Source organism: Streptomyces sp. NPDC030809 (genome assembly GCF_055572195.1).
Genome location: NZ_JBVIDV010000001.1, coordinates 15,510 through 35,839 on the forward strand (window position 1 = coordinate 15,510; position 20,330 = coordinate 35,839).

Below are 20,330 nucleotides of genomic sequence, written 5' to 3' on the forward strand. Positions count from 1 at the left end.
ACCGGCGCGGGGCGCTGCGTCACGACACGGCGGAGCCCCTGCCGGGCAGGGGCCGGCAGGGGCTCGTACGGGGGCCGGGCGCGGGCCTCAGACCGCGGCGCGTTCGGCGCCGTGCACGTCCTCGGCGGCCCCGGTGCCCTCGGTGTCCTCGGCTTCCTCCGCGCCTTCGACGTCCTCGGGGAGGGTGACCAGCCAGCGGGTGTCCTGGCGGGGGCGCAGGTACAGCGCCCAGTAGAGGGTGGCCGCGGCCACGATGCCGCCGGTCCACAGCAGGTACTCGGCGTCCTGCATCCAGAGGATGTACGCCATGACGGCGATCAGCACGGCCGGGACGGCCGGCCACAGCGGCATCCGCCAGGCGGGGGCGTCGCGGTGGGCGCCGCGCCGGCTGGACAGGGCGGCCACGGCGACGAGCAGGTACATGCCGGTGACGGAGACCCCGGTGACCCCGTAGAGGGTGTCGAGGTTGACGAAGCACAGGGCCGCGCCGGGCACGCCGACGACCAGGGTGGCGACCCAGGGGGAGCCGTAGCGGCCCAGCTTGGACAGCGCGCGGTTGACCGGGGCGGGCCAGGCCTTGTCGCGGGCGGAGGCGAACAGCACGCGGGAGTTCTGGATCACCATGACGATGCCCGCGTTGACGATCGCGAGGGCCACGCAGAGGCTGACGAAGGTGCCGACGGCGGAGTTGGACCAGGCGGTCACCATGCCTCCGAGGTCCCCGCTGGTGAGGGCCGCCAGGTCGGGGGCGCCGACGGTGATGGCGATGACCGGGACCAGGATCACGGCGGTGGAGATGGCCAGGGTCGCCAGCACGGTGCGGGCGACGTTGCGCCGCGGGTTCTCCAGCTCCTCGGAGAGGTAGACGGCGGTGGAGAAGCCCTGGGTGATGAAGAGGGCGATGGCCAGGCCGGACACCACCATCATCGCGGTCACCCCGGAGCTGCCGTGGGTCCCGGCGGCCACCTCGCCGTGCACCAGGGCGCCGGCGCCGCGCTGCCCGTGGGCGAAGCCGAGGACGGCGACGACGGCCGCGGCCACCACTTCGAGGACCAGGAAGACCCCGGTGATCCAGGCGTTGGCCCGCAGGTCGAGGAGGCCCGCCAGGGTGGCGAGCAGCATGACCGCGGCGCCCGCGAGCGGGGCGGGTACGTGCACCAGCGGGGCGAGGTAGTCGGCCGTGCCCATGGCGATCACCGGCGGGACGATCATCACGACCAGCAGGGACAGCACGAAGACGAGCCAGCCGGCGAGCCGCCCGGCCATGGTCGAGACCATCGCGTACTCGCCGCCCGCGCTGGGGATCAGGGTGCCCAGCTCGGAGTAGCAGAAGGCCACGCCGATGCAGAGCAGCGAGCCGATGGCGATGGTCAGCGCGGTGTGGGTGCCGAGGCCGGCGAAGAGGTCCGGCACGACCACGAAGAGCGTGGAGGCGGGCGTCACGCAGGAGAGGGTGAGCAGGGTGCCGCCCACGACGCCGATGGAACGCTTGAGCTTCTGGGGTACGGGCCCGGTGGCGGGGGCGAGCGCCTGGGGCGCGCTGATCGTGTCGGTCATCAGGGCGTGTTCCGATCGGCTGGTGCGGTGCTTGAGGGCGGGAGCGGTATCGCCTCCGAGGCGGGTGGTGATGCGGTTCGGTTGCTCCCGGGCCGCCATGGAAGCGGTCGGGGGGCGACCGGTCAATAGCGGACGAGCTGCGGATTCCGTCGTTCCGACACGCCCCGGCTGGCCATCCCGGCGTAAACATTGCGTTAATACCGCGGGATCGGCAGGTGCGGGAACCGCATCACGGGGCCGCAGATTTTCCTCCGGCTTTGCGTGCGGGTACCGCAGTGCGGACCGGCCGTCAGTGCTGCGGGCCATCGGCCGCCTGACACGTGTGCGAGCGGCGGGCCGCCCCGGGTCCCCCGATGGGATGGCCCTGCCGGGCCGCTGTCCCTCGGGCGGGTGAGGAAGGGCCGGGACGGGGCCGCCGCCCTGCCATGATCGCCACCACCGGCACCCCGATCCCCCCTGTCCCGCGGCCGAGTCGGCTCGCCGCGGGGCCGCGCCCGCACGCCCCGCGGACCTCCCCTGCCGGGTCCCGCCGGGGCTCCGGCCGGCCCGGCCCGGGGGCGGACGCCGGGCCGGCGCCACGTACCAAGGAGCTCCGATGATGGATCCCACCACGACCCGCCGCCTGCGCCGACAGCTGGCGGTGCGCTGCCGGGCCGTCACCGAGGATCCCGCCTTCGCGGTCCTCGTCTTCGCCCTGATCCTCCTCAACGCCGCCCTGCAGGGCGTGGAGACCTACCAGGGGCTGGCGGCCGCGCACCGGGACGCCCTGGGCGCGGCCGAGACCTGCTGCCTGGTCCTGTTCACGGCGGAGATGGCGCTGCGGCTCGGGGCGCACGCCGACCGGCCGAAAGCTTTTTTCCGGGACCCGTGGAACCTCTTCGACCTGGCCGTGGTGGCCGCGGCGTTCCTCCCTCTGGTCCGGGAGAACACGACGGTGCTGCGGATCCTGCGGCTGGCCCGGGTGCTGCGCAGTGCGCGCTTCCTGCCGCAGCTGCGGGTGCTGCTCGTCGCGGTGGGCCGCAGCCTGCCGGGCACGGTCAGCTTCCTCTTCGTCGGCGCCCTGGTGGTGTACGTCTACGCGATGATCGGCTGGCTCTGCTTCGCGGAGTCCGACCCGCAGCACTACGGCTCGGTGGGCCGGGCGGCGCTCACCCTCTTCCTGCTGACCACGCTCGACGGATTCGGCGACGCGGTGCACGCCGGGCTGGCGATCTCCCGTTTCACCCTCCTGTACTACGCCTCGTACGTGCTGCTGGCCTCGTTCGTACTCGTCAACGTGCTCATCGGGGTGGTCCTGACCTCGTTGGACGAGGCGCGCGAGACGGAGCGGGAGGCCGAGGCGCAGCGCAGGCTGGCCGCGTCCGGGGACACGCTCGCGGAGGTGCAGCGCCGGATCGCCGCGGCCCGGGAGGCGCTGGACGAGGTCGAGGCGGGGCTCCGCGGTGTCCCCGTACCCGCCCCGGGGGCACCGGCCCGGCCGCTGGAGCATGCGCGGCCCTCATGAGCACGCCGGAGGCCCGCTCCCCGCGGTGGGGGGTCGGGCCTCCGGTGGCGTGCGGGCGGGGGCCGACCGCTTCCGGCTGCCGACTTTCGGCCACCGGCTTTCGCCTACCAGCGGTACCAGCGGCCGTTGCCCGAGCGGGCGGCGAAGCCGAGCAGCCAGATGACGAGGAGCGCCAAGGCGATCCACCACAGGAAGTCGACGGCGAACCCCGCGCCGAACAGGGCGAGGATGACCAGCAGGACGAGAATCACGGCAATCATGGGTAGTACCTCCGCAACCGCGTCTGCCCGCCGGGCGCCCCGGCACACCCCCGGCGCCCCGGCCGCCCCGCGAGGGCCCCGGGACCGCACGCGGCCCCCTGCGCCTCAGGAGAGCCCGGGACGGGCGGCGAGGGACAGCAGGGCCTGGATGCACTTGCCGCCGTCCGGAGTCCGGGTCACCGTCACCTCCTGCGACAGCTTCCGGACCAGGGGCCAGCCGAAGCCCCCGTGGCCCGCGCTGCTCCCCCGGCCCGCGGGCCGGGGCACCCCGCTGCTCGCATCGCTCACGCTGATCCGCACCGCCCCGCACTCCAGCTCCACGGCGAAGCCCGTCAGCCCGCCGCCGTGCAGCAGGGCGTTGGCCACCAGCTCGGAGGTGACCAGGAGGATGTCCGCGAGGGCCGCCTCGCCGATCCGCTGCGCCCCGCCGGCCACTGCCGCGTCGAGCAGGCTGCGCACCCGCCGCCGGGCCTCGGCCGCGCCGCCCGGCACGGCCGGCCCCGCGGACCGGTGCAGTGCCCGGGCTTCAGCGGCCACACCACTCACCCCCTGGGAGCTCTCGGGCGTCCCGCACCTCCTTCCCGGCCACGGGACCGCTCATCCGGCCGCTACCCCACGCCCCGTCCGGCATGCGCGGGTATGATGCGAAACACCCTGCCTCCCCCCTGTTGCGTACGGTTCTCAGCCCTCCGGAGCCGACATGACCGAGCCCGTCCCGGGACCGGGTCCGGCACCCGTCCCGGCTGTCGCGTCCGCCACCGGAACCGGGCCCACCGGAACCGGGCCCACCGGAGCCGGGGCCACCGGAGCCACCGCCGAGCTCGTCGCCGCCGTCCGCGCCCTCACCGACGAGATCGCCACCGTGCAGGCGGAGCTGGCCGACCGCCACCTGCTCGACCTGGCGACCGGGGTCCTCGTGGCCCAGCTGTCCGCTCCCCCGGCGGACGCCGCCGAGCACCTGCGCCGCCTGGCCTCCCGGACCCGGACCAGTCCGGTGGACGTGGCCGCCGACATCGTGAACGCCGCCGCGGCCTCCGCCACCGCCGCGCCCGCACTGCCGGCGGGCGACCGGGACCCGCTGCGCCTGCGCGAGGCCCGCCGGGCCCGGCGCACCGAGGCCGCCGTGGCCGTCGCCTCCGACGCCCGCCGGGCCGCCGACGCCCTCCTCGACGGCGGACTGCGGCAGTGGGGCGCGGCGGAGGTGTGGCTGTGGCGGCGCACCGCCACCGACTGCCTCCAGCTGGCCGCCCAGGCCGGCGGGAACGCGATGCAGGCCACGCACTGGCAGTGGCTCCCGTCCCACGTCCCCGGGCCGCTGCGGACGGCGCTGGCCGACGGTGCGCCGGTCTGGCTGCCGCGCGGGCCCGAGGACGGGATGCCGCTGCCCGGCCCGGCTACCGACGCGGCGCGGGCCGTGCTCCCGCTGCGCCGGGACGGCGTGGCGACCGGGGTGCTGCTGGCGGTCTGGCCGCGGGGCCCGATGGAGTTCGACACGACGCTGCGCCGGGCACTCGAAGGGATCTGCGACACCGCGGCCCGGGTGCTGGACGCGGAACCGGACCCCCGCGGCTTCCCCGCCACCCCCGCCTCCGCCGTCCCCGGCGTGCTCAGCGCCCTGCTGGACAACCTGATCCACGCGGCGCTCGTGCTCGTCTTCGACGAGGCGGACTCCTCCTGGCGGATCGGGCACGCCAACCCGGTGGCGGTGCGCCAGCTGTCCGACGTCCCCGAGCCGGCCGGGCGCCCCCTGTCCGAGGCCTTCCCCTCGCACGCCGCCGCGCTGGAGCGGCTCTTGGTGCAGGCCCGGACGGCCGCCGCGCCGCGCCGGTCCGACCGGATCTCGGACGAGCGCGGCCACACGCTCCTGAACGTACGGGCGCTGCCGATCGGACCGGGGCGCACCGTCCTGCTCTGGAACACCGCGGCCGAGCCCGGGCTGCTGCTCCCCCAGGTGCTGGACCGGCTGGACCACCTGGCCCTGTTCGAGGACGACCTGGTCGCCGGGGTCTCGCGCTGGAGCGAGCGGGCGTACCTGGTGTTCGGGCTGGCCCGGACGGCCGCGCCCGTGCCGCTGCGCGACCTGGGCTCCCGGCTGCACCCGCACGACGTGCCCCGGCTGGCCGGGCTGCTGGAGGCGCTCACCGTCCGCCAGGAGGGGGCGCAGGCGGTGGTGCGCGTGGTCCGCGACGACGGCAGCCTGCGGCACGTGCGGATCGCCGCCGAGCCGCTGATCCACGGCACCGACACGGTCGCGGTGACCGGTGTCTACCAGGACATGTCGGCCCAGCACCGGACCGAGGTGGCGCTGGGGGCCACGTACGACCAGCTGACGGCCATGGAGGCGGAGGCGGTGGTGCGCCACCAGCTGGTGCTGCGGCTCCAGCGGGCGATCATGCCGGAGACCCCCGAGTCGGCTCCCCTGGCCGGGCTGCTGGTCACCGCCCGGTACCGGCCGGCCGCCCAGGAGTACCGGGTGGGCGGCGACTGGTACGACGTGCTGCCGCTCGCCGGGGAACGGGTGCTGCTGACCGTGGGCGACATCGCCGGGCACGGGGTCGAGGCGGCCACCGCCATGGTGGCGATGCGCAACGCGCTGCGCGGCCTGGCCGTCACCGGCAACTCCTCGGGCCGGCTGATGGGCTGGCTCAACGAGGTGGCGCTCGACACGTCCGGGCACCCCACGGCCACCGCGGTGTGCGCGCTGTACGACCCGCACCGGCGGGTGCTCCAGTGGTCCAGTGCCGGACACCTGCCGATGGTGCTGCTGCGCGAGGGGAAGGCGGAGCTGCTCGAACCCCCGCACGACCTCCTGCTGGGCGCGCTGCCCGGGGTGGAGTACACGGAGACGGAGACCCCGCTGCGCCCCGGCGACCTGCTGGTCCTCTACACCGACGGACTGGTCGAGCGCCGGCACGGGCTCCTGGACGAGGGGCTCGCGGCGCTGGCCCGGGCGGTGGAGCGGCGGGCGGAGGGCGGGGTCACCGCACTGGCGGACCGGCTGCTGGCCGAGATGCAGGGGGACACGGACGACGACACCAGCCTCGTGCTCGTGCAGGTCACGTGACGGGCGGCAGGCCCCGCAGCCGCGGAACGCTCAGTGCAGCCACTTGCGGATGCGGGCGGTGAGGTCGTCGGCGTCCACGGGCTTGGTGACGTAGTCGTCGGCGCCCGCGGCGATCGCCTTGTCCCGGTCGCCCGGCATGGCCTGGGCGGTGACGGCCACGATCGGCACGTGGGCGTGGGCGGGCAGCCGGCGGATGGCCTCGGTGGTGGCGTACCCGTCCATGCCGGCCATCATCACGTCCATGAGGACCAGGTCGATGTCCTCGTGCTCGGCGAGCAGGTCCAGACCCGCCTGCCCGTCCTCCGCCCGCAGCACGCGCATCCCCTCCCGCCGGAGGATCTCCGTGAGTGCGAACACGTTGCGGGCGTCGTCGTCCACCACGAGCACGGTGCGGCCGGACACGGGGTGCAGCCCGGCCGGGCCCGCGGCGGATTCGGGGGCCGCCGCGGCCGGGTGCGGGCCGGCGGCGGTGTCCGGCTCCGGCTGCTGCCGGACGGGGAGGTAGAGGGTGAAGACGCTGCCCTCGCCGAGGACCGAATCGGCGCCGATCGCCCCGCCCAGCAGGCGGGACACCTCGCGGCTGATGGACAGCCCCAGGCCGGTGCCCCCGTACCGGCGGCTGGTGGTCCCCTCGCCCTGCTGGAAGGCGGCGAACACCGATTCCAGCCGGTCGGGGGCGATCCCGATGCCGGTGTCGGAGACCCGGAAGGCGAGCACCGGGCCGTCGTGGACGACCCCGGCCGGGAGCTCCTCCCGGCGGGCCGGTTCCACGGTGAGCTCCACGTGGCCGTGCTCGGTGAACTTCAGCGCGTTGGCGATCAGGTTGCGCAGGACCTGGCGCAGCCGGCCCTGGTCGGTGAACAGCTCCTCGGGCAGCCCCTCGCCGGTGACCACGCGGAATTCGAGGCTGCGGGCGGCGGCCACGGGCTGGAAGGTCGCGTCGCAGTACTCCAGCAGCTGCCGCAGCGGGAAGACCTCCTCCTCCACGTCCATCTTGCCCGCCTCGACCTTCGACAGGTCGAGGATGTCGTTGATGAGCTGGAGGAGGTCCGAGCCGGCGGAGTGGATGACCTCCGCGTAGTCCACCTGCTTCTCGGTGAGGTTCCCGTCGGGGTTCTGGGCGAGCAACTGGGCGAGGATCAGCAGGCTGTTGAGCGGGGTGCGCAGCTCGTGGCTCATGTTGGCCAGGAACTCCGACTTGTACAGGGAGGTGCGGGAGAGCTGCTGGGCCCGCACTTCGAGTTCCCGGCGGGCCTGTTCGATCTCCAGGTTCTTGCGCTCGATGTCGCGGTTGCGGTCGGCCAGCTGGGCCGCCTTCTCCTCCAGTTCGGCGTTGGAGCGCTGGAGTTCGCCCTGCCGGGCCTGGAGTTCGCGGGAGCGGGCGCTGAGTTCGGCCGTCAGGCTCTGGGAGCGTTCGAGCAGTTCGTCGGTGCGGGCGCTGGCGATGAGGGCGCTGACGCTGAGCCCGATGGTCTCGACGACCTGGTCGAGGAAGTCGTGGTGGATGGGGGTGAAGGGGGCGAGCGAGGCCAGTTCGAGGGCCCCGAGCACCTGGTCCTCCACGACGACCGGGAGCACGGTGAGGGCGGCGGGTTCGGCGGAGCCGGCCCCGGAGAGGACCGTCGCGTATCCGGGGGGCAGGCGGTCCACCGACAGGGTGCGGCGGGTGCCGGCGGTCTGTCCGACCAGGGACTGGCCGAAGCGGAAGCGGCGCGGCGGTTCGGTGGGGTCGTCGGGTGACCCGTACGCGGCCCGCATGACGAGGTAGGGGCCGCGGGCGTCCGACTCGGCCAGGTAGAAGGCCCCGTACTGGGCGCCGACCAGCGGTGCCACCTCGTTGGTGATGAGCTGGGCCAGGTCGGTCAGGTCGCGGGTGCCCTGCATGAGGCCGGAGACGCGGGCCAGGTTGGTCTTGAGCCAGTCCTGTTCCTGGTTGGCGCGGGTGGTCATGCGCAGGGACTCGACCATCGCGTTGATGTTGTCCTTGAGCTCGCCCACCTCGCCGGGGGCCTCCACGGTGATCGACCGGGTGAGGTCGCCCTCCGCGACGGCGCTGGTGACGGCGGCGATGGCGCGGACCTGGCGGGTGAGGTTCCCGGCGAGGCCGTTGACGTTCTCGGTGAGCCGCTTCCAGGTGCCGGAGACACCTTCCACTTCGGCCTGGCCGCCGAGCTTGCCCTCGCTGCCCACCTCGCGGGCCACGCGGGTGACCTCCGCGGCGAAGGAGGAGAGCTGGTCGACCATCGTGTTGATGGTGGTCTTGAGCTCCAGGATCTCCCCGCGGGCGGAGACGTCGATCTTGCGGGTGAGGTCGCCGCCGGCCACGGCCGTGGTGACCTGGGCGATGTTGCGGACCTGGTTGGTGAGGTTGTCGGCCATCGAGTTGACGTTGTCGGTGAGGTCCTTCCAGGTGCCGGAGACCCCCTGGACGGTGGCCTGGCCGCCGAGCTTGCCGTCGGTGCCGACCTCGCGGGCCACGCGGGTGACCTCCTCCGCGAAGGAGGAGAGCCGGTCGACCATCGTGTTGATGGTCTCCTTGAGTTCGAGGATCTCCCCGCTGGCCTCGACCCGGATCTTGCGGGTGAGGTCGCCGTTGGCGACGGCGGTGGCGACCTGGGCGATGGAGCGGACCTGCGAGGTGAGGTTGTCGGCCATCGTGTTGACGCCGGTGGCGAGCTCCTGCCAGATGCCGCTGACCCGGTGGACCCGGGCGTGGCCGCCCAGCAGCCCCTGGCCGCCGACCTCCTGAGCCACCCGGGTGACCTCGGAGGTGACGAGAGACAGCTGCTCGACCATGCCGTTGTAGACGGCGGCGATCTCGCCGAGCAGGCCCTCGGCCCCCTCGGGCAGCCGCGTCGTGAAGTCGCCATCCCGTACGGCGGTGAGTCCCTCCAGCAGGCGCCGCAGCGCCGCGTCGTTCAGCTCGGGCCGCCGCCCCGCATCGTCCATGGCCTCCTCCGCCTCCACTGTGGCACGCGGCCGCGGCCCGGACATCCCGGCCTGACCCGCGGTGGCCGTCCGGGCACGGACCGCTCTGCTTGGGCCGCATCGGAATCGGGTATTCCACTTAGGGGATCTCCGAAGAGGGTCCAATGACGAATCACCCGAGCATCCGAGAAACCGGCCGCGCCACCGCGGTCCGGTCCGCGGACACCGGCCGTCAGGCCACCGCCGCGGGCCCCGCGGGACCCGGCGCGGACGAGCGGCCGCAGCGCCCGGCCGACCTCCCCGAGCTCGCCGGCCTGCCCGAGATCGCCGATCCGGTGTCGGTCAGCACCGACGACGCACGCGCGCTGTCCCCGGTGCTGTTCCGCCGCCTGCGCGCACTGGAGGAGGGCACGGCCGCCTACTCGTACGTACGGAACACGCTGGTCGAGCTGAACCTGAGCCTGGTGAAGTACGCGGCCGCCCGGTTCCGCCGTACGAGTGAGCCGCTGGAGGACCTCATCCAGGTCGGCACGGTCGGCCTGATCAAGGCGATCAACCGCTTCGACCCGGACCGCGGCTGCGAGTTCATGTCCTTCGCCCTGCCGACGGTCCTCGGCGAGATCAAGCGGCACTTCCGCGACGCGACCTGGGCCGTACGGGTGCCCCGCCGGCTCCAGGAGCTGCGCATCGACCTCGCCAAGGCGGGGGACGCGCTGGAACAGGAGCTGGGGCGTCCGCCGACCACCCCGGAGCTCGCCGCACGGCTGCAGGTGAGCCCCGAGGAGGTCGAAGAGGGCCGGCTGGCGGCGAACGGATTCGCCGGGCACTCCCTCGACCTGCCTCCGGGCGAGGACGCGGAGGGCGGCGGCCTGCCGGACCGCTGGCTGCGCTCCGAGGACGCCGCGTTCGAGCGCATCGAGGACCTGCAGTCGCTCAAGCCGCTGCTGGCGGAGCTGACCGACCGCGAACGCACGATCCTCTCGCTGCGCTTCGGCTCGGAGCTCACCCAGGCGGAGATCGGCGCCCGGCTGGGCATCTCGCAGATGCACGTCTCCCGGCTGCTGGCCCGCATCCTGGGCCGGCTACGGACCGGGCTGACCGGGCAGGAGCCGCGCGAGCCGCGGCCCGCCGGCGCCGCCTGACCGCCGCGGCCGCACAACCGCCGGCCCGTCCCTGCACAGGGACGGGCCGGGTGCGTTCACGCCGGGCGGTCGGCCTCGCCCGGCCGGACCGCCCCGCCCGGACCGGCGGCCCCGGCCGGGGCCGGGGCGGCCACCTCCATCCAGACGGACTTGCCCGTCTCCCGGGGGGTCACCCCCCAGCTGCGGGCCAGCCGGTTCAGCACCATCAGTCCGTGGCCGCCGGGCTGGCCCGGGCTGCCCGCGGGGCGGACCACCGGCAGCTGCGGGCTCAGGTCCCCCACCTCGATCCGCAGGTCCCCGCTGCGCCCCGGCCGGGCCGGGTCGGCGGGGGCCAGGCTGATCACGATCTCGGTGGGCCCGCCGCCGTGCAGGCTGGCGTTGGTCACCGCCTCGGAGACCAGCAGCAGTACGTCCTCCACCGCGGCCTCGTGTTCCTCCGGGGTGAGCCCGCCGGGCCCGGCGGTGCCCGGCCAGTCCCAGTCGGCCAGCGCCGACCGGCAGAAGTCGCGGCAGCGTCGGGCCAGGCCCGAGCCGCCGTACAGGCCGAGCCTCCTGGCCTGCCCCCTGAAGCGGACCGGTTCGGTCATCGTGCGCCCCGCCTGCCGGTCAACGGTCCTCCTCGGCCAGCTCGGCGGGCATCTCCGCGTGGATCGTGAACAGCTCCCGCACGCCCGTGATGTCGAAGATCCGGTCCACGGGGGGCCGCAGGGCTGCGAGCTCCAGCCGGCTGCCCGCCCCGGCCGCCTCCAGCCGGGCCTTCAGCAGGATGTTCAGGCCGGTCGAATCGCAGAAGGTGAGCCCGCCGCAGTCCACGACGATCCGGCGGGCCCCGCCGCCCAGCGCCTCGGCGAGGGCGGTGCGCAGCGGCCCGGGATCGTCCTGGTCGAGTTCCCCGTGCAGCACGACGACCGCCGTGCCGTCGCGGTGGCGCAGCTCGGCGGCGAACTGCCGCCCGGCTCCGGCGCCCGGTCCGGCCCGGCCGCCGGCATCGTCTGGTGCCATCCGGTGCTCCGGCCTCCCCTGTCGCGTCCGGCCGCTCCCGGCCGGGGGACCGGTCGGTCCCGGCCCCTTCCACCGGCGACGATACGCCGACGGGCGGGCGCTCGCCCGTCACCTCGCGCTTTATCTCGACCGTCGGGGCCTGCCGCCGCCCTTGGTTCCCTTGCCGCCGCGGGCCCCGCCGGCCCCGGAGGCACCGCCGCGCCCGCCCTTGGCCCCGGGCTTGGCGCCGGTCCGGCCCGCGGTCTTGGCCCCGCCCTTGGCGCCCGGCTTCGTACCGGACCGGCCGGAGCCGGCCTTGGCCTTCTCCTGCTCGGCCTGGGCGCGGCGGCCCCGCGAGCTGTTGACCGTACGCCCCCGGACGATGCCGATGAACTCCTCCACCAGGTCGCTGGGCTCGCCCTCCGGCCAGGACAGCGCGACCCGCGACTCGGGCGTGCCGGTGACCGGGCGGTAGGTGAGGTCCTTGCGGTGGTGCAGGCGGGCGAGGGACTGCGGGACGACCAGCAGGCCCACTCCGGCCGCCACGAGCTCGATGGCGTCGGCGGTGGTGGCGGGCCGCTCGAACGCGGGGCGGCCCGGCGGCTGCTCCCAGTCGAGGGTGTCGTCGAGCGGGTGGAAGAGGACCTCCTCGGCCAGGTCCTCGGCCGAGACCTCGTCGACGGCCGCCACGATGTGGTCCTTGGGGACCACGACCACGGTGGTCTCCGTGTAGAGGGGGATCGCGCTGAGGGCGGTGCGGTCCACCGGCAGCCGCAGCAGCCCGGCGTCGGCACTGCCGTCGAGCAGCATGCCGGGGGCCTCGGCCACGGTCGCGGGAACGAGGGTCAGCGGTACGTCGGGCAGCCGCTCGCTCCAGACCCGGACCCACTTGGTGGGCGTCACGCCGGGGACGTACGCGAGCCGGAACGACGAGGGGGGCGCTTCCGAGCCTGTCACCCGCCCAGGTTACCGGGCGTGGTCAGAGGTCGCGCACATGCTCGATACCCTTGAGGGCATGAAGCAGCACCAGACCTCCCAGACGATGAAGCCCGCGACCGCGGCGAAGAAGCTGGGTGTGTACCTCGAAGCCACCCCTGCCGAGTTCCAGGAGGGCGTGGTCTCCCGCACCGAGTTCAACGCCCTGCAGGCCGACCCGCCCCAGTGGCTGGTGGAGCTGCGCCGCACCGGCCCGCACCCGCGGCCCGTGGTCGCGGCGAAGCTCGGCGTGTCGATCGCGGGCCTGGCTCGCGGCGGGGTGACCGAAGCGCTCACCACCGAGCAGATCGAGGCCCTGAAGCAGGAGCAGCCCGAGTGGCTGCAGAAGGAGCGCGCCACCCAGGCCGAGGTCCGCAAGGAGACGGTCCGGATCAAGGAGCGCAACGCGGCGCGCGCGGCGAAGGCCGAGGGCCGCGGACCGCGCGGCTGACACCCGGCCCGCGCCGTGCCGCCGCAGGGGACTGCGGCGGCCGCCCGTCCCGTCGCGACTGCGCGGCGGGACTTCTTCTTTTCCGTCCCCCGCTCCCCTCCCCCGCGACTGCCCTCCGGGCCCTTGCGCCCGCCCGCGCCCTGGTTCCAAGGTGGGGGCGGAAAACCGGACAGGGTCCGGGAGCCGGGGCGAGGGGGCGGATCTGCATGGCAGTCGCTGGAGCACCATGGCGGTTCACCGATGACAGGGGCGTGACGGCGGCGGCGGACGGACGTCCGCTGCGGGTGGCGGCGTACGTGCGCGCCGGGGCCGCACTGTGGGATCTCGGGGTGCGGCCGGTCGCGGTCTACGGGTCGGGGCACGACGGGGACCGGCTGGACCCGGCCAAGGCGGGCGGGCTGCCCGCCGGGACGTGGTACGCCGGGGGCGGTGCGGACCTGGACGAGGCGGCCCTCCGGGAGGCCCGGCCCGATCTGCTGGTGGACGTGACGTACGACGGCCGGCGGCCCTATGCGCTGCCCGAGGGCCCGGCCGGACGGCTGGGGGTGCCGGTGGTGGCCCTGTCGGTGGCGGGCGGGCGGCCGCTGGAGGGGATCCTCGGCCGGTTCGCGGAGCTCGCGGCCTCCCTGGGCGGGGGTCCCGGGGCCGTACCGGAGCAGGCGCACCCGGAGGCCGGGGCGCGGCGGCTGGCGGCGGCCGAGGCGGCCGTCCGGGCGGCTGCCGCGGGCCCGGAGCCGCTGCGGGTGCTGGCCCTGTCGGCGGCGGGCCCCGACCTGGTGCACCTGGCCCGGCCCTCGACGTGGCCGGACCTGGACCGGCTGGCCGGGCTGGGGGTCCGGATGGTGGAGCCGCCGGAGGGCGCGGGGGTCAACTGGCTGACGACGGACTGGGCGGCGGCGGCCGCGCTGGGCGCCGACCTCGTCCTCGCCGACTCCCGGGCGAGCGCGGCGCAGCCGCACGACCTGGCGCAGGCGCCCGGCTGGCGGGCCCTGGCCGAGCACGCCCCGGTGGAGCCCTGGAACCCGGAGGTGCCGTGCAGCGCCGCGGCCTGCGCGGCCTTCTTCGCCAGGACGGCGGAGGCACTGGAACTGCTGGGCTCGAAGCGGGCGGGCACCCGGCCGCCGGCCGGCGGCCCGACCGGGGCGGCCTGAGCGCGCACGGCCGGGGCGCCGCGGCAGGCCGGGGCGCGTACGCCGGCCGGCGCGGCGCGCTGCGTGCGCGCCGGACCCGCCGCGCAGGCCGGGCGCATGCGCAGGCCCCGCCGTGCGGCGGGGACGGCGGCACGTCGGTCGCATGTCTGTAGCGGGCGTGGGAGAGCCCGGAGCCGGTGTTCCGGCCCCGGGCCCCTTCTCCCCCGCGGCCGCCCCGCCCTCGCGGGCGGGGCGCCGCCGTCAGGCGCGGTGTTCCATCCCGGTGTAGTAACCGCCGACCGCGCGGTGGTACTCCTCGTTGTGGAGGTGCACTTCCCGGTCGAATTCCGGTGCCGCCTTGATCTGGTCCTTGAGCAGACCGATGCGGACCTTCTTCGCCTCGCTGTCGATCCGGGAGATGGTGCCGGCGGGCAGGAGGACCTCCTTGCCGAAGATCCACGGGCCGGTGTCGACGACGATGTACGAGCCCTCGGGCTCGTCGAAGTGCGAGACGACCTTGCCGATGCCGCCGTCTTCCGCCTCCGCCTTGTACCCGGTGAGGTTGCCGGCTGCCAGGCCTCCGGGCAGTTCGCGGTAGGCCCAGATGTTCGCGGACATGGACATGGGGGACCTTCCCTTCGGGGTGCGGATCGCCCGTCCTCGGGTCCCGCGTCTGCCCCGGATCCCGTGCGCCACACCTGCTGCGGCGGCCCGCCAGGGCCTCGCGTACCGCGGCCGCGGTTCAGGAGGTGTCGCGGTTGCCGCGCGGGAGGGTGGCGACCAGCTCGGCGAGCTCCTCGCAGGCCTTCTCCACCTTCAGGCGGATGTTGTTCTGCTCGGTCACCAGGGCGGACAGCAGGAGGGCGGTGAGCGCCGCGGAGCCGTTGAGGGCCTGGAGGTTGACCATGACCTCGAAGAGGCTGTGCCGGGCGAACGGGCCGTCGTGGTCGATGGCCGAGGAGATCGCCAGGACGGACGCCAGCAGCACGCAGGGCGCCGCCCCGGCCAGCTGGAAGCGCACCGCGGCCCAGATGAGCAGGGGGAACACGAGGAAGAGGATCGAGAGCTCGCTGCGGGTGGCCAAGGCCGCCACCAGGGCCGTGGCGGCCAGCAGGGCGACGCCCTCGGCGGTCCGGAGGTGGTCCCGGGATGGCCTCAGCCGCGGCAGCACGAGCAGCAGCGGGGTGCCCACGAGCACGCCCATGGCGTCCCCGGCCCACCAGGCCCACCAGACGGGCCAGACCTGGTCCGGGGGCAGTCCGCCGTCCAGGACGATCACCCAGGTGCCGATGCTCGCGCTGACCAGCATGGGCAGGAGCCCGCCGAGGAACACCAGCGCCAGCCCGTCCCGCAGCCGGTCCAGCTCCACCCGGAAACCCGTCCGCCGCAGCAGGGCGTACGCGCACAGCGGGCCGAGGGTGTTCCCGGCGACGATGCCGAGGTCCACGGGTTCGAAGGCGCTGAGGGTGTGGATGACGAAGCCCGCGCCCGCGGCGATGCCCGGCCAGACGCGGGGGCCCAGCCGGAGCAGGGCGGCCAGCGCGATGCCGGTGGGCAGCCAGAGCGGGGTGACGGACGCACCCGCGACCTCCACCCGCTGCAGCAGGCCCAGCAGGCCGGTCACCGCGTAGGCGAAGGCGACGGCGCAGATCCACAGCAGGGATGTGGCGAGGCCTCGCCACCGCTCGGTGGGCACCTACCGTATGAGACACCGGGCCCCGCCCGAGACCGGGGCGTGACACGCGCTACGCGTCGGGCGCGGCCGCGTCGTGGCGCAGGACGAGGACCGCGGCGTCGTCGGCGTGGCCGGTGGAGTCGGCCACCTTCATGATCTCGGCGGCCAGTTCGTCGGGGTCCTCCCCGGCGCCCTCGCGGACCACCCGGGCCACCTCGGCGAGCCCCGTGTCGATGGGGAAGTCCGGGCCCTCGACCACCCCGTCGGTGATCAGCACCCAGGCCCCGGCCCGGTCGAGGCGGCGGCGGGTGACGGGGTAGCCGCCGCCGGGCAGCATGCCGAGGGGCAGGCCGCCCTCGTCCTCGACGATGCCGTAGCGGCCGTCCACGGTGGCCCAGACCGCGGGCACGTGGCCGGCGCGGGCGCTCTGGAGCTCCCAGGTGTCGGGGTCGAAGCGCAGGAAGGTGCAGGTGGCGAAGAGGCTCCAGTCGATGGACAGGAGCAGTTCGTTGGCCCGGCTGAGCACCTCGCCGGGGTCGCCGGCGGCCGCGGCGACGGCCCGCAGGCCGAAGCGGATCTGGCCCATGAAGGCGGCCGCCTCCACGTCGTGGCCCTGGACGTCCCCGATGGAGAAGGCGAGCGCCCCCTCGGGCAGCAGGAATCCGTCGTACCAGTCCCCGCCGATGTCGAGGCCGTCCCGGGCGGGTGCGTAGCGGGCGGCGGTCCGCAGTCCGGGTATGCCGGGCAGGGCTTTCGGCAGCATCTCGCGCTGGAGGGCCTCGGCCAGCTCCACGCGGGCCCGCTGGAGTTCCGCGCCCTCCCGCGCCTGGGCGGTGAGCAGCCCCAGCGTGGCCAGGAGGTCGTCGGCGCTCGCCGACCGGGGAGGACGACGCGGGGTCATGTACCGCTCCGATGGCTGTCCGGCTCCCCCGCCGTCCCCATGGTATTTCCGCTCGTGGACCCGCGCACCGGCTGGCGGGCCGGGCACCGGCCGGGCGGGGGCGCGCCCGGGTGGCGGAAACCTTCGCCCGGACGGGCGGGCGGCCCGCAGACTGGCCGGATGGATCTTGGAATCGCACTGCCGCAGTACGGGAGCCACGCGCGGCCCGAGGAGATAGCCGCGTTCGCCCGCGCCGCCGAGGAGGCCGGGTTCGGGTCGCTGTGGGTCGGCGACCGCTCGCTCGCCCCGGTGGACCCGGGCGACCTCTACCCGGGCCACACCCGCGAGGACCCGTACCCGCCGGGCTTCCGCACCTTCCTCGACCCGCTGACCGTGCTGACCGTCGCCGCCGCGGCGACGACCCGGGTGCAGCTGGGCACGAGCACGCTCAACGCCCCGTGGTACCCGCCGCTGCTCCTCGGCCGCTCCCTGACCTCCCTCGACCGGGTCAGCGGGGGCCGGCTCGTCGCCGGGCTGGGACTGGGCTGGCTGCGGGACGAGTACACGGCGGTCAACGCAGACTTCGGGCGCCGCGGGGCCCTCCTGGACGAGGCCCTCGACGTGCTCCACGGCATGTGGACGGAGGAGGAGTTCGGCCACGAGGGCCGGACCTGGACGATCCCGCGGGCGTACGTGGGGCTGCGCCCGGCCCGCCCGGCCGGGCCGCCGGTCCTGCTGGGCGGGCTGAGCCCGGCGGCCATGCGCCGGATCGGCGCCCGCGCGGACGGCTGGGCCGGGGTGGTCCTGCCCCCGGAGCCGATGGCGGCGCTGTGGGACGTGGCCCGGCGGGCGGCGGACGCGGCCGGGCGGGACCCGGAGGGCCTGCGCCGGCACCTGCGCCACAACGCGCGGCCGCAGGACACGGCGGACGGCCTGGCCGCGGTGGTGGCCGGGGTGCGGGAGGGCGGGGCGGACGGCTGCTTCCTGGACTTCCAGCAGTGCGTGGCCGAGCCGGCCGAGGCGCTCGCCCTCGGGGCCGAGGTCCTGGAGCGGCTGCGGGCGGGCTGATCCGGGGGCCCGGGGCGGGGCGCCGGGCCTGGCCCCGGCCCCGGGCGCCCGTCCGGATCAGGTCGGGTCGGCCGCGTGCCAGACGGTGGTGATGTTGCAGAACTCGCGGATGCCGTGGCCGGAGAGCTCCCGGCCGTATCCGGAGCGCTTGACCCCGCCGAACGGGAACGCAGGGTGCGAGGCGGTCATGCCGTTGACGAAGACCCCGCCGGCCTGGAGGTCGCGCACGCACCGGTCCACGTCCTCCGCGCTGGTCGTCCACACGTTGGAACTCAGCCCGAAGGGCGTGTGGTTGGCGCGTTCCACGGCGGCCTCCAGGCTGTCCACCCGGTAGAGGGTGGCCACCGGGCCGAAGGTCTCCTCCAGGTCCACGCGCATGGCGGAGGTCACCCCGGCGAGCACGGTCGGCTCGTAGAACCAGCCCTTCGGCAGGGCCGGGGGCCGCCGTCCGCCGCAGAGCACCTCGGCGCCCTGCCGTACGGCGTCGTCGACGAGCTCCTCCACGTCGGCGCGGCCCTGTTCGGTGGCGAGCGGGCCCACGTCGGTGCCCTCCTCCATCGGGTCCCCGACGCGCAGTGCGGCCATGCCCGCCGTGAACCGCTCGGCGAACTCCTCGTACACGTCGGTGTGGACGATGAAGCGCTTGGCGGCGATGCAGGACTGGCCGTTGTTCTGGACCCGGGCGGTCACGGCGGTCTTCGCGGCGCGTGCCACGTCCGCCGAGGGCAGGACGATGAACGGGTCGCTGCCGCCCAGTTCCAGGACGGTCTTCTTCACCTCGTCCCCGGCGACGGAGGCGACGGCCCGGCCGGCGGGCTCGCTGCCGGTCAGGGTGGCCGCCGCCACCCGAGGGTCGCGCAGCACCCCCTCGACGGCGCCGGAGCCGATGAGCAGGGTCTGGAAGCAGCCGCGCGGGAATCCGGCCCGGTGGAAGAGCTCACCGAGGTAGAGGGCCGTCTGCGGGACGTTGGAGGCGTGCTTGAGCAGGCCCGTGTTCCCGGCCATGAGGGCGGGCGCGGCGAACCGTACGACCTGCCAGAGCGGGAAGTTCCACGGCATCACCGCGAGGACCACGCCGAGCGGCCGGTAGCGGGTCCGTACCGCCGAGGCCCCGGAGTCCGCCACGTCGGAGGGGTCCGGGTGCTCGTCGGCGAGCAGGGCTTCCGCGTGGGCCGCGTACCAGCGCAGGGCCTTGGCGCATTTGGCGGCCTCGGCGCGGGCCGCCCCGAGGGGTTTGCCCATCTCCAGGGTCATGGTGCGGGCGATCTCCTCGCCGTCCGCCTCCAGCAGGTCCGCTGCCCGTTCGAGGAGGGCGGCGCGCTCGGCGAAGCCGGTGGTGCGGTAGGAGAGGAAGGCCGAGTGCGCCTCGGCGAGGCGCTGCTCGATGCCCGCGGGGTCGAGCGCCTCGAAGGTGCGCACTGTCTCGCCGGTCGCCGGGTTCACGGTCGCGATGGCCATGGACGCCTCCTGCTCGGGGTCGGTCGCCTCGACCACCCTCGCCCCGCGCCGCCGCCCCCGCAACGCGGCGGGGCGGGCGGGTGCGGCGAAGGCCGCGCTGCGGTGTCCGCTCCCGGACGGAACCGGCGGAAGGCTGCGGTCCGGTGTCCGCTCCCGGACAGAACCGGCGGAATGCCGGTGTCCGCCGGGGCCGTGTGCTGGAGTGGCCCCGTCATGCGCACGGTCCCTGTCCCCCGCCGGAAGGAAACACCTCCCGTGGCACAGCATCCGTCCCGCCGCTTCCTGCTCGGCGCCGCCGCAGCCGTCGGCGGCGCCGCACTCCTCGGCCCGCTCGGCCCGCTGCCCGCCCCCGCCGCCCGGGCGGCGGGCCCCGGACCCGAGGCCCCGCCCGCCGAGATCGCCACCCCGCCCGGATTCCAGCCCGAGGGCATCGCCGTCGGCCGCGGCGGCCTCGCCTACACCGGCTCCCTGATCGACGGCTCCCTCTACTGCTTCGACCTGCGCACCGGGCGCGGGCGGCTGCTCACCAGGGGCACCGGCCCGGCCTCGGTGGGCCTCAAGACCGACCCGTACGGGCGGCTGCTCGTGGCCGGCGGGGCCAGCGGGCAGGTGCGGGTGGTGGACACCCGGACCGGCCGGGTGCTCGCCACCCACCAGGCCGCCACCGGCACCGCCTTCGTCAACGACGTGGTGGTCGGCTGCGGGGCCGCCTGGTTCACGGACTCCTTCAACGACGTCCTGTACCGGCTGCCGCTGATGCCGGGAGCGGCGTCCGGGCGGGCCGGGGTCACCGCGCTGCCGCTGACGGGCGCCTGGGCGCCGACCAGGCCGGGCGGGGAGTACTGGGGGGCGAACGGGATCGCGCAGACCCCGGACGGGCGCGCCCTGCTGGTGGTGTCCGACCATGCCGAGGCCCTGTACCGGGTGGATCCGCGCACCGGCGAGGCCACCCGTACCGTGCTGGACGGGGGTGCGGTCGGGTTCGGCGACGGCCTGGTGGTGCACGGGCGCACCCTGTACGTCGTACGGAACTGGGAGTACGCGGTGGAGGTGTTCCGGATCGCTGCGGACGGCCGCCGGGCGGAGTTCGTCCGGCGGATCACCGATCCGCGCTTCGACGAGCCGACCACGGCAGCCGTCCACGCGGGACGGCTGTACGTGGTCAACGCCCGCTTCGACGCGGACTGGAGCGATCCGGCGACCTCCTCGACGGTGGTGGCGGTGCCGCTGCCGGCGGGCGGCTCCGGCAACTGATCG

The 20,330-nt window shown here is 75.2% G+C and carries 18 protein-coding genes; 7 read left to right on the forward strand and 11 right to left on the reverse strand.

Annotated features, from left to right (window positions below):
• Positions 1-87: 87 nt before the first annotated feature.
• Positions 88-1,557: an APC family permease gene (locus ACZ407_RS00045; RefSeq protein ID WP_468124104.1), complete on the reverse strand. Its 1,470-nt coding sequence runs from the start codon at positions 1,555-1,557 to the stop codon at positions 88-90.
• 595 nt (positions 1,558-2,152) lie between these two features.
• Between ACZ407_RS00045 and ACZ407_RS00050 the strand changes: the two genes are divergently transcribed.
• Positions 2,153-3,061 carry an ion transporter gene (locus ACZ407_RS00050; RefSeq protein ID WP_468124105.1) on the forward strand — a complete coding sequence of 303 codons (909 nt, stop codon included), beginning with the start codon at positions 2,153-2,155 and terminating at the stop codon, positions 3,059-3,061.
• Positions 3,062-3,165: 104 nt separating this feature from the next.
• Here the strand turns inward: ACZ407_RS00050 and ACZ407_RS00055 are convergent, their stop codons facing one another.
• Positions 3,166-3,321: a hydrophobic protein gene (locus ACZ407_RS00055; RefSeq protein ID WP_468124107.1), complete on the reverse strand. Its 156-nt coding sequence runs from the start codon at positions 3,319-3,321 to the stop codon at positions 3,166-3,168.
• A gap of 105 nt (positions 3,322-3,426) precedes the next feature.
• Complete coding sequence (locus ACZ407_RS00060) at positions 3,427-3,858, reverse strand: ATP-binding protein (protein ID WP_468124109.1); 432 nt, start codon at positions 3,856-3,858, stop codon at positions 3,427-3,429.
• Positions 3,859-4,021: 163 nt separating this feature from the next.
• Between ACZ407_RS00060 and ACZ407_RS00065 the strand changes: the two genes are divergently transcribed.
• On the forward strand, positions 4,022-6,385 hold the full coding sequence (locus tag ACZ407_RS00065; protein WP_468124111.1) for a SpoIIE family protein phosphatase: 2,364 nt from the start codon (positions 4,022-4,024) through the stop codon (positions 6,383-6,385).
• 30 nt (positions 6,386-6,415) lie between these two features.
• Here ACZ407_RS00065 and ACZ407_RS00070 read toward each other — a convergent pair whose 3' ends face one another.
• A complete protein-coding gene (locus ACZ407_RS00070) occupies positions 6,416-9,334 on the reverse strand; it encodes a HAMP domain-containing protein (protein ID WP_468124113.1) in 2,919 nt (972 codons plus the stop codon).
• 143 nt (positions 9,335-9,477) lie between these two features.
• Between ACZ407_RS00070 and ACZ407_RS00075 the strand changes: the two genes are divergently transcribed.
• Positions 9,478-10,455 carry a SigB/SigF/SigG family RNA polymerase sigma factor gene (locus ACZ407_RS00075; protein ID WP_468124115.1) on the forward strand — a complete coding sequence of 326 codons (978 nt, stop codon included), beginning with the start codon at positions 9,478-9,480 and terminating at the stop codon, positions 10,453-10,455.
• Between the two features lie 56 nt (positions 10,456-10,511).
• On the opposite strand, the gene ACZ407_RS00080 is transcribed toward ACZ407_RS00075, so the two are convergent.
• The 3 genes from ACZ407_RS00080 to ACZ407_RS00090 all read right to left on the reverse strand — a co-directional run bounded on the left by ACZ407_RS00080 (position 10,512) and on the right by ACZ407_RS00090 (position 12,393).
• Complete coding sequence (locus ACZ407_RS00080; RefSeq protein ID WP_468124117.1) at positions 10,512-11,042, reverse strand: ATP-binding protein; 531 nt, start codon at positions 11,040-11,042, stop codon at positions 10,512-10,514.
• A gap of 19 nt (positions 11,043-11,061) precedes the next feature.
• Entirely contained in the window at positions 11,062-11,457 is a 396-nt protein-coding gene (locus ACZ407_RS00085; protein WP_468124119.1) for an STAS domain-containing protein, read from the reverse strand.
• A 120-nt stretch (positions 11,458-11,577) separates the two neighbouring features.
• Positions 11,578-12,393, reverse strand: coding sequence for a LysR family substrate-binding domain-containing protein (locus ACZ407_RS00090; protein ID WP_468124121.1), 816 nt, complete (start codon positions 12,391-12,393; stop codon positions 11,578-11,580).
• A gap of 58 nt (positions 12,394-12,451) precedes the next feature.
• Between ACZ407_RS00090 and ACZ407_RS00095 the strand changes: the two genes are divergently transcribed.
• Positions 12,452-12,862, forward strand: a complete 411-nt coding sequence (locus tag ACZ407_RS00095) for a DUF5997 family protein (protein WP_468124122.1) — start codon at positions 12,452-12,454, stop codon at positions 12,860-12,862.
• 206 nt (positions 12,863-13,068) lie between these two features.
• Positions 13,069-14,013 carry an ABC transporter substrate-binding protein gene (locus tag ACZ407_RS00100; RefSeq protein ID WP_468124124.1) on the forward strand — a complete coding sequence of 315 codons (945 nt, stop codon included), beginning with the start codon at positions 13,069-13,071 and terminating at the stop codon, positions 14,011-14,013.
• Between the two features lie 240 nt (positions 14,014-14,253).
• Here the strand turns inward: ACZ407_RS00100 and ACZ407_RS00105 are convergent, their stop codons facing one another.
• The 3 genes from ACZ407_RS00105 to ACZ407_RS00115 all read right to left on the reverse strand — a co-directional run bounded on the left by ACZ407_RS00105 (position 14,254) and on the right by ACZ407_RS00115 (position 16,568).
• Complete coding sequence (locus ACZ407_RS00105) at positions 14,254-14,610, reverse strand: PRC-barrel domain-containing protein (RefSeq protein ID WP_468124892.1); 357 nt, start codon at positions 14,608-14,610, stop codon at positions 14,254-14,256.
• Positions 14,611-14,734: 124 nt separating this feature from the next.
• Positions 14,735-15,688: an MASE1 domain-containing protein gene (locus tag ACZ407_RS00110; protein WP_468124125.1), complete on the reverse strand. Its 954-nt coding sequence runs from the start codon at positions 15,686-15,688 to the stop codon at positions 14,735-14,737.
• Between the two features lie 49 nt (positions 15,689-15,737).
• Entirely contained in the window at positions 15,738-16,568 is an 831-nt protein-coding gene (locus ACZ407_RS00115) for a PP2C family protein-serine/threonine phosphatase (protein WP_468124127.1), read from the reverse strand.
• Positions 16,569-16,727: 159 nt separating this feature from the next.
• Here ACZ407_RS00115 and ACZ407_RS00120 point away from each other — a divergent pair, with 159 nt between their 5' ends.
• Positions 16,728-17,615, forward strand: a complete 888-nt coding sequence (locus tag ACZ407_RS00120; protein WP_468124129.1) for a TIGR03619 family F420-dependent LLM class oxidoreductase — start codon at positions 16,728-16,730, stop codon at positions 17,613-17,615.
• Positions 17,616-17,672: 57 nt separating this feature from the next.
• Here ACZ407_RS00120 and ACZ407_RS00125 read toward each other — a convergent pair whose 3' ends face one another.
• A complete protein-coding gene (locus ACZ407_RS00125; protein WP_468124130.1) occupies positions 17,673-19,073 on the reverse strand; it encodes an NADP-dependent succinic semialdehyde dehydrogenase in 1,401 nt (466 codons plus the stop codon).
• Positions 19,074-19,328: 255 nt separating this feature from the next.
• Between ACZ407_RS00125 and ACZ407_RS00130 the strand changes: the two genes are divergently transcribed.
• Positions 19,329-20,327: an SMP-30/gluconolactonase/LRE family protein gene (locus ACZ407_RS00130; RefSeq protein WP_468124132.1), complete on the forward strand. Its 999-nt coding sequence runs from the start codon at positions 19,329-19,331 to the stop codon at positions 20,325-20,327.
• Positions 20,328-20,330 lie beyond the last annotated feature (3 nt).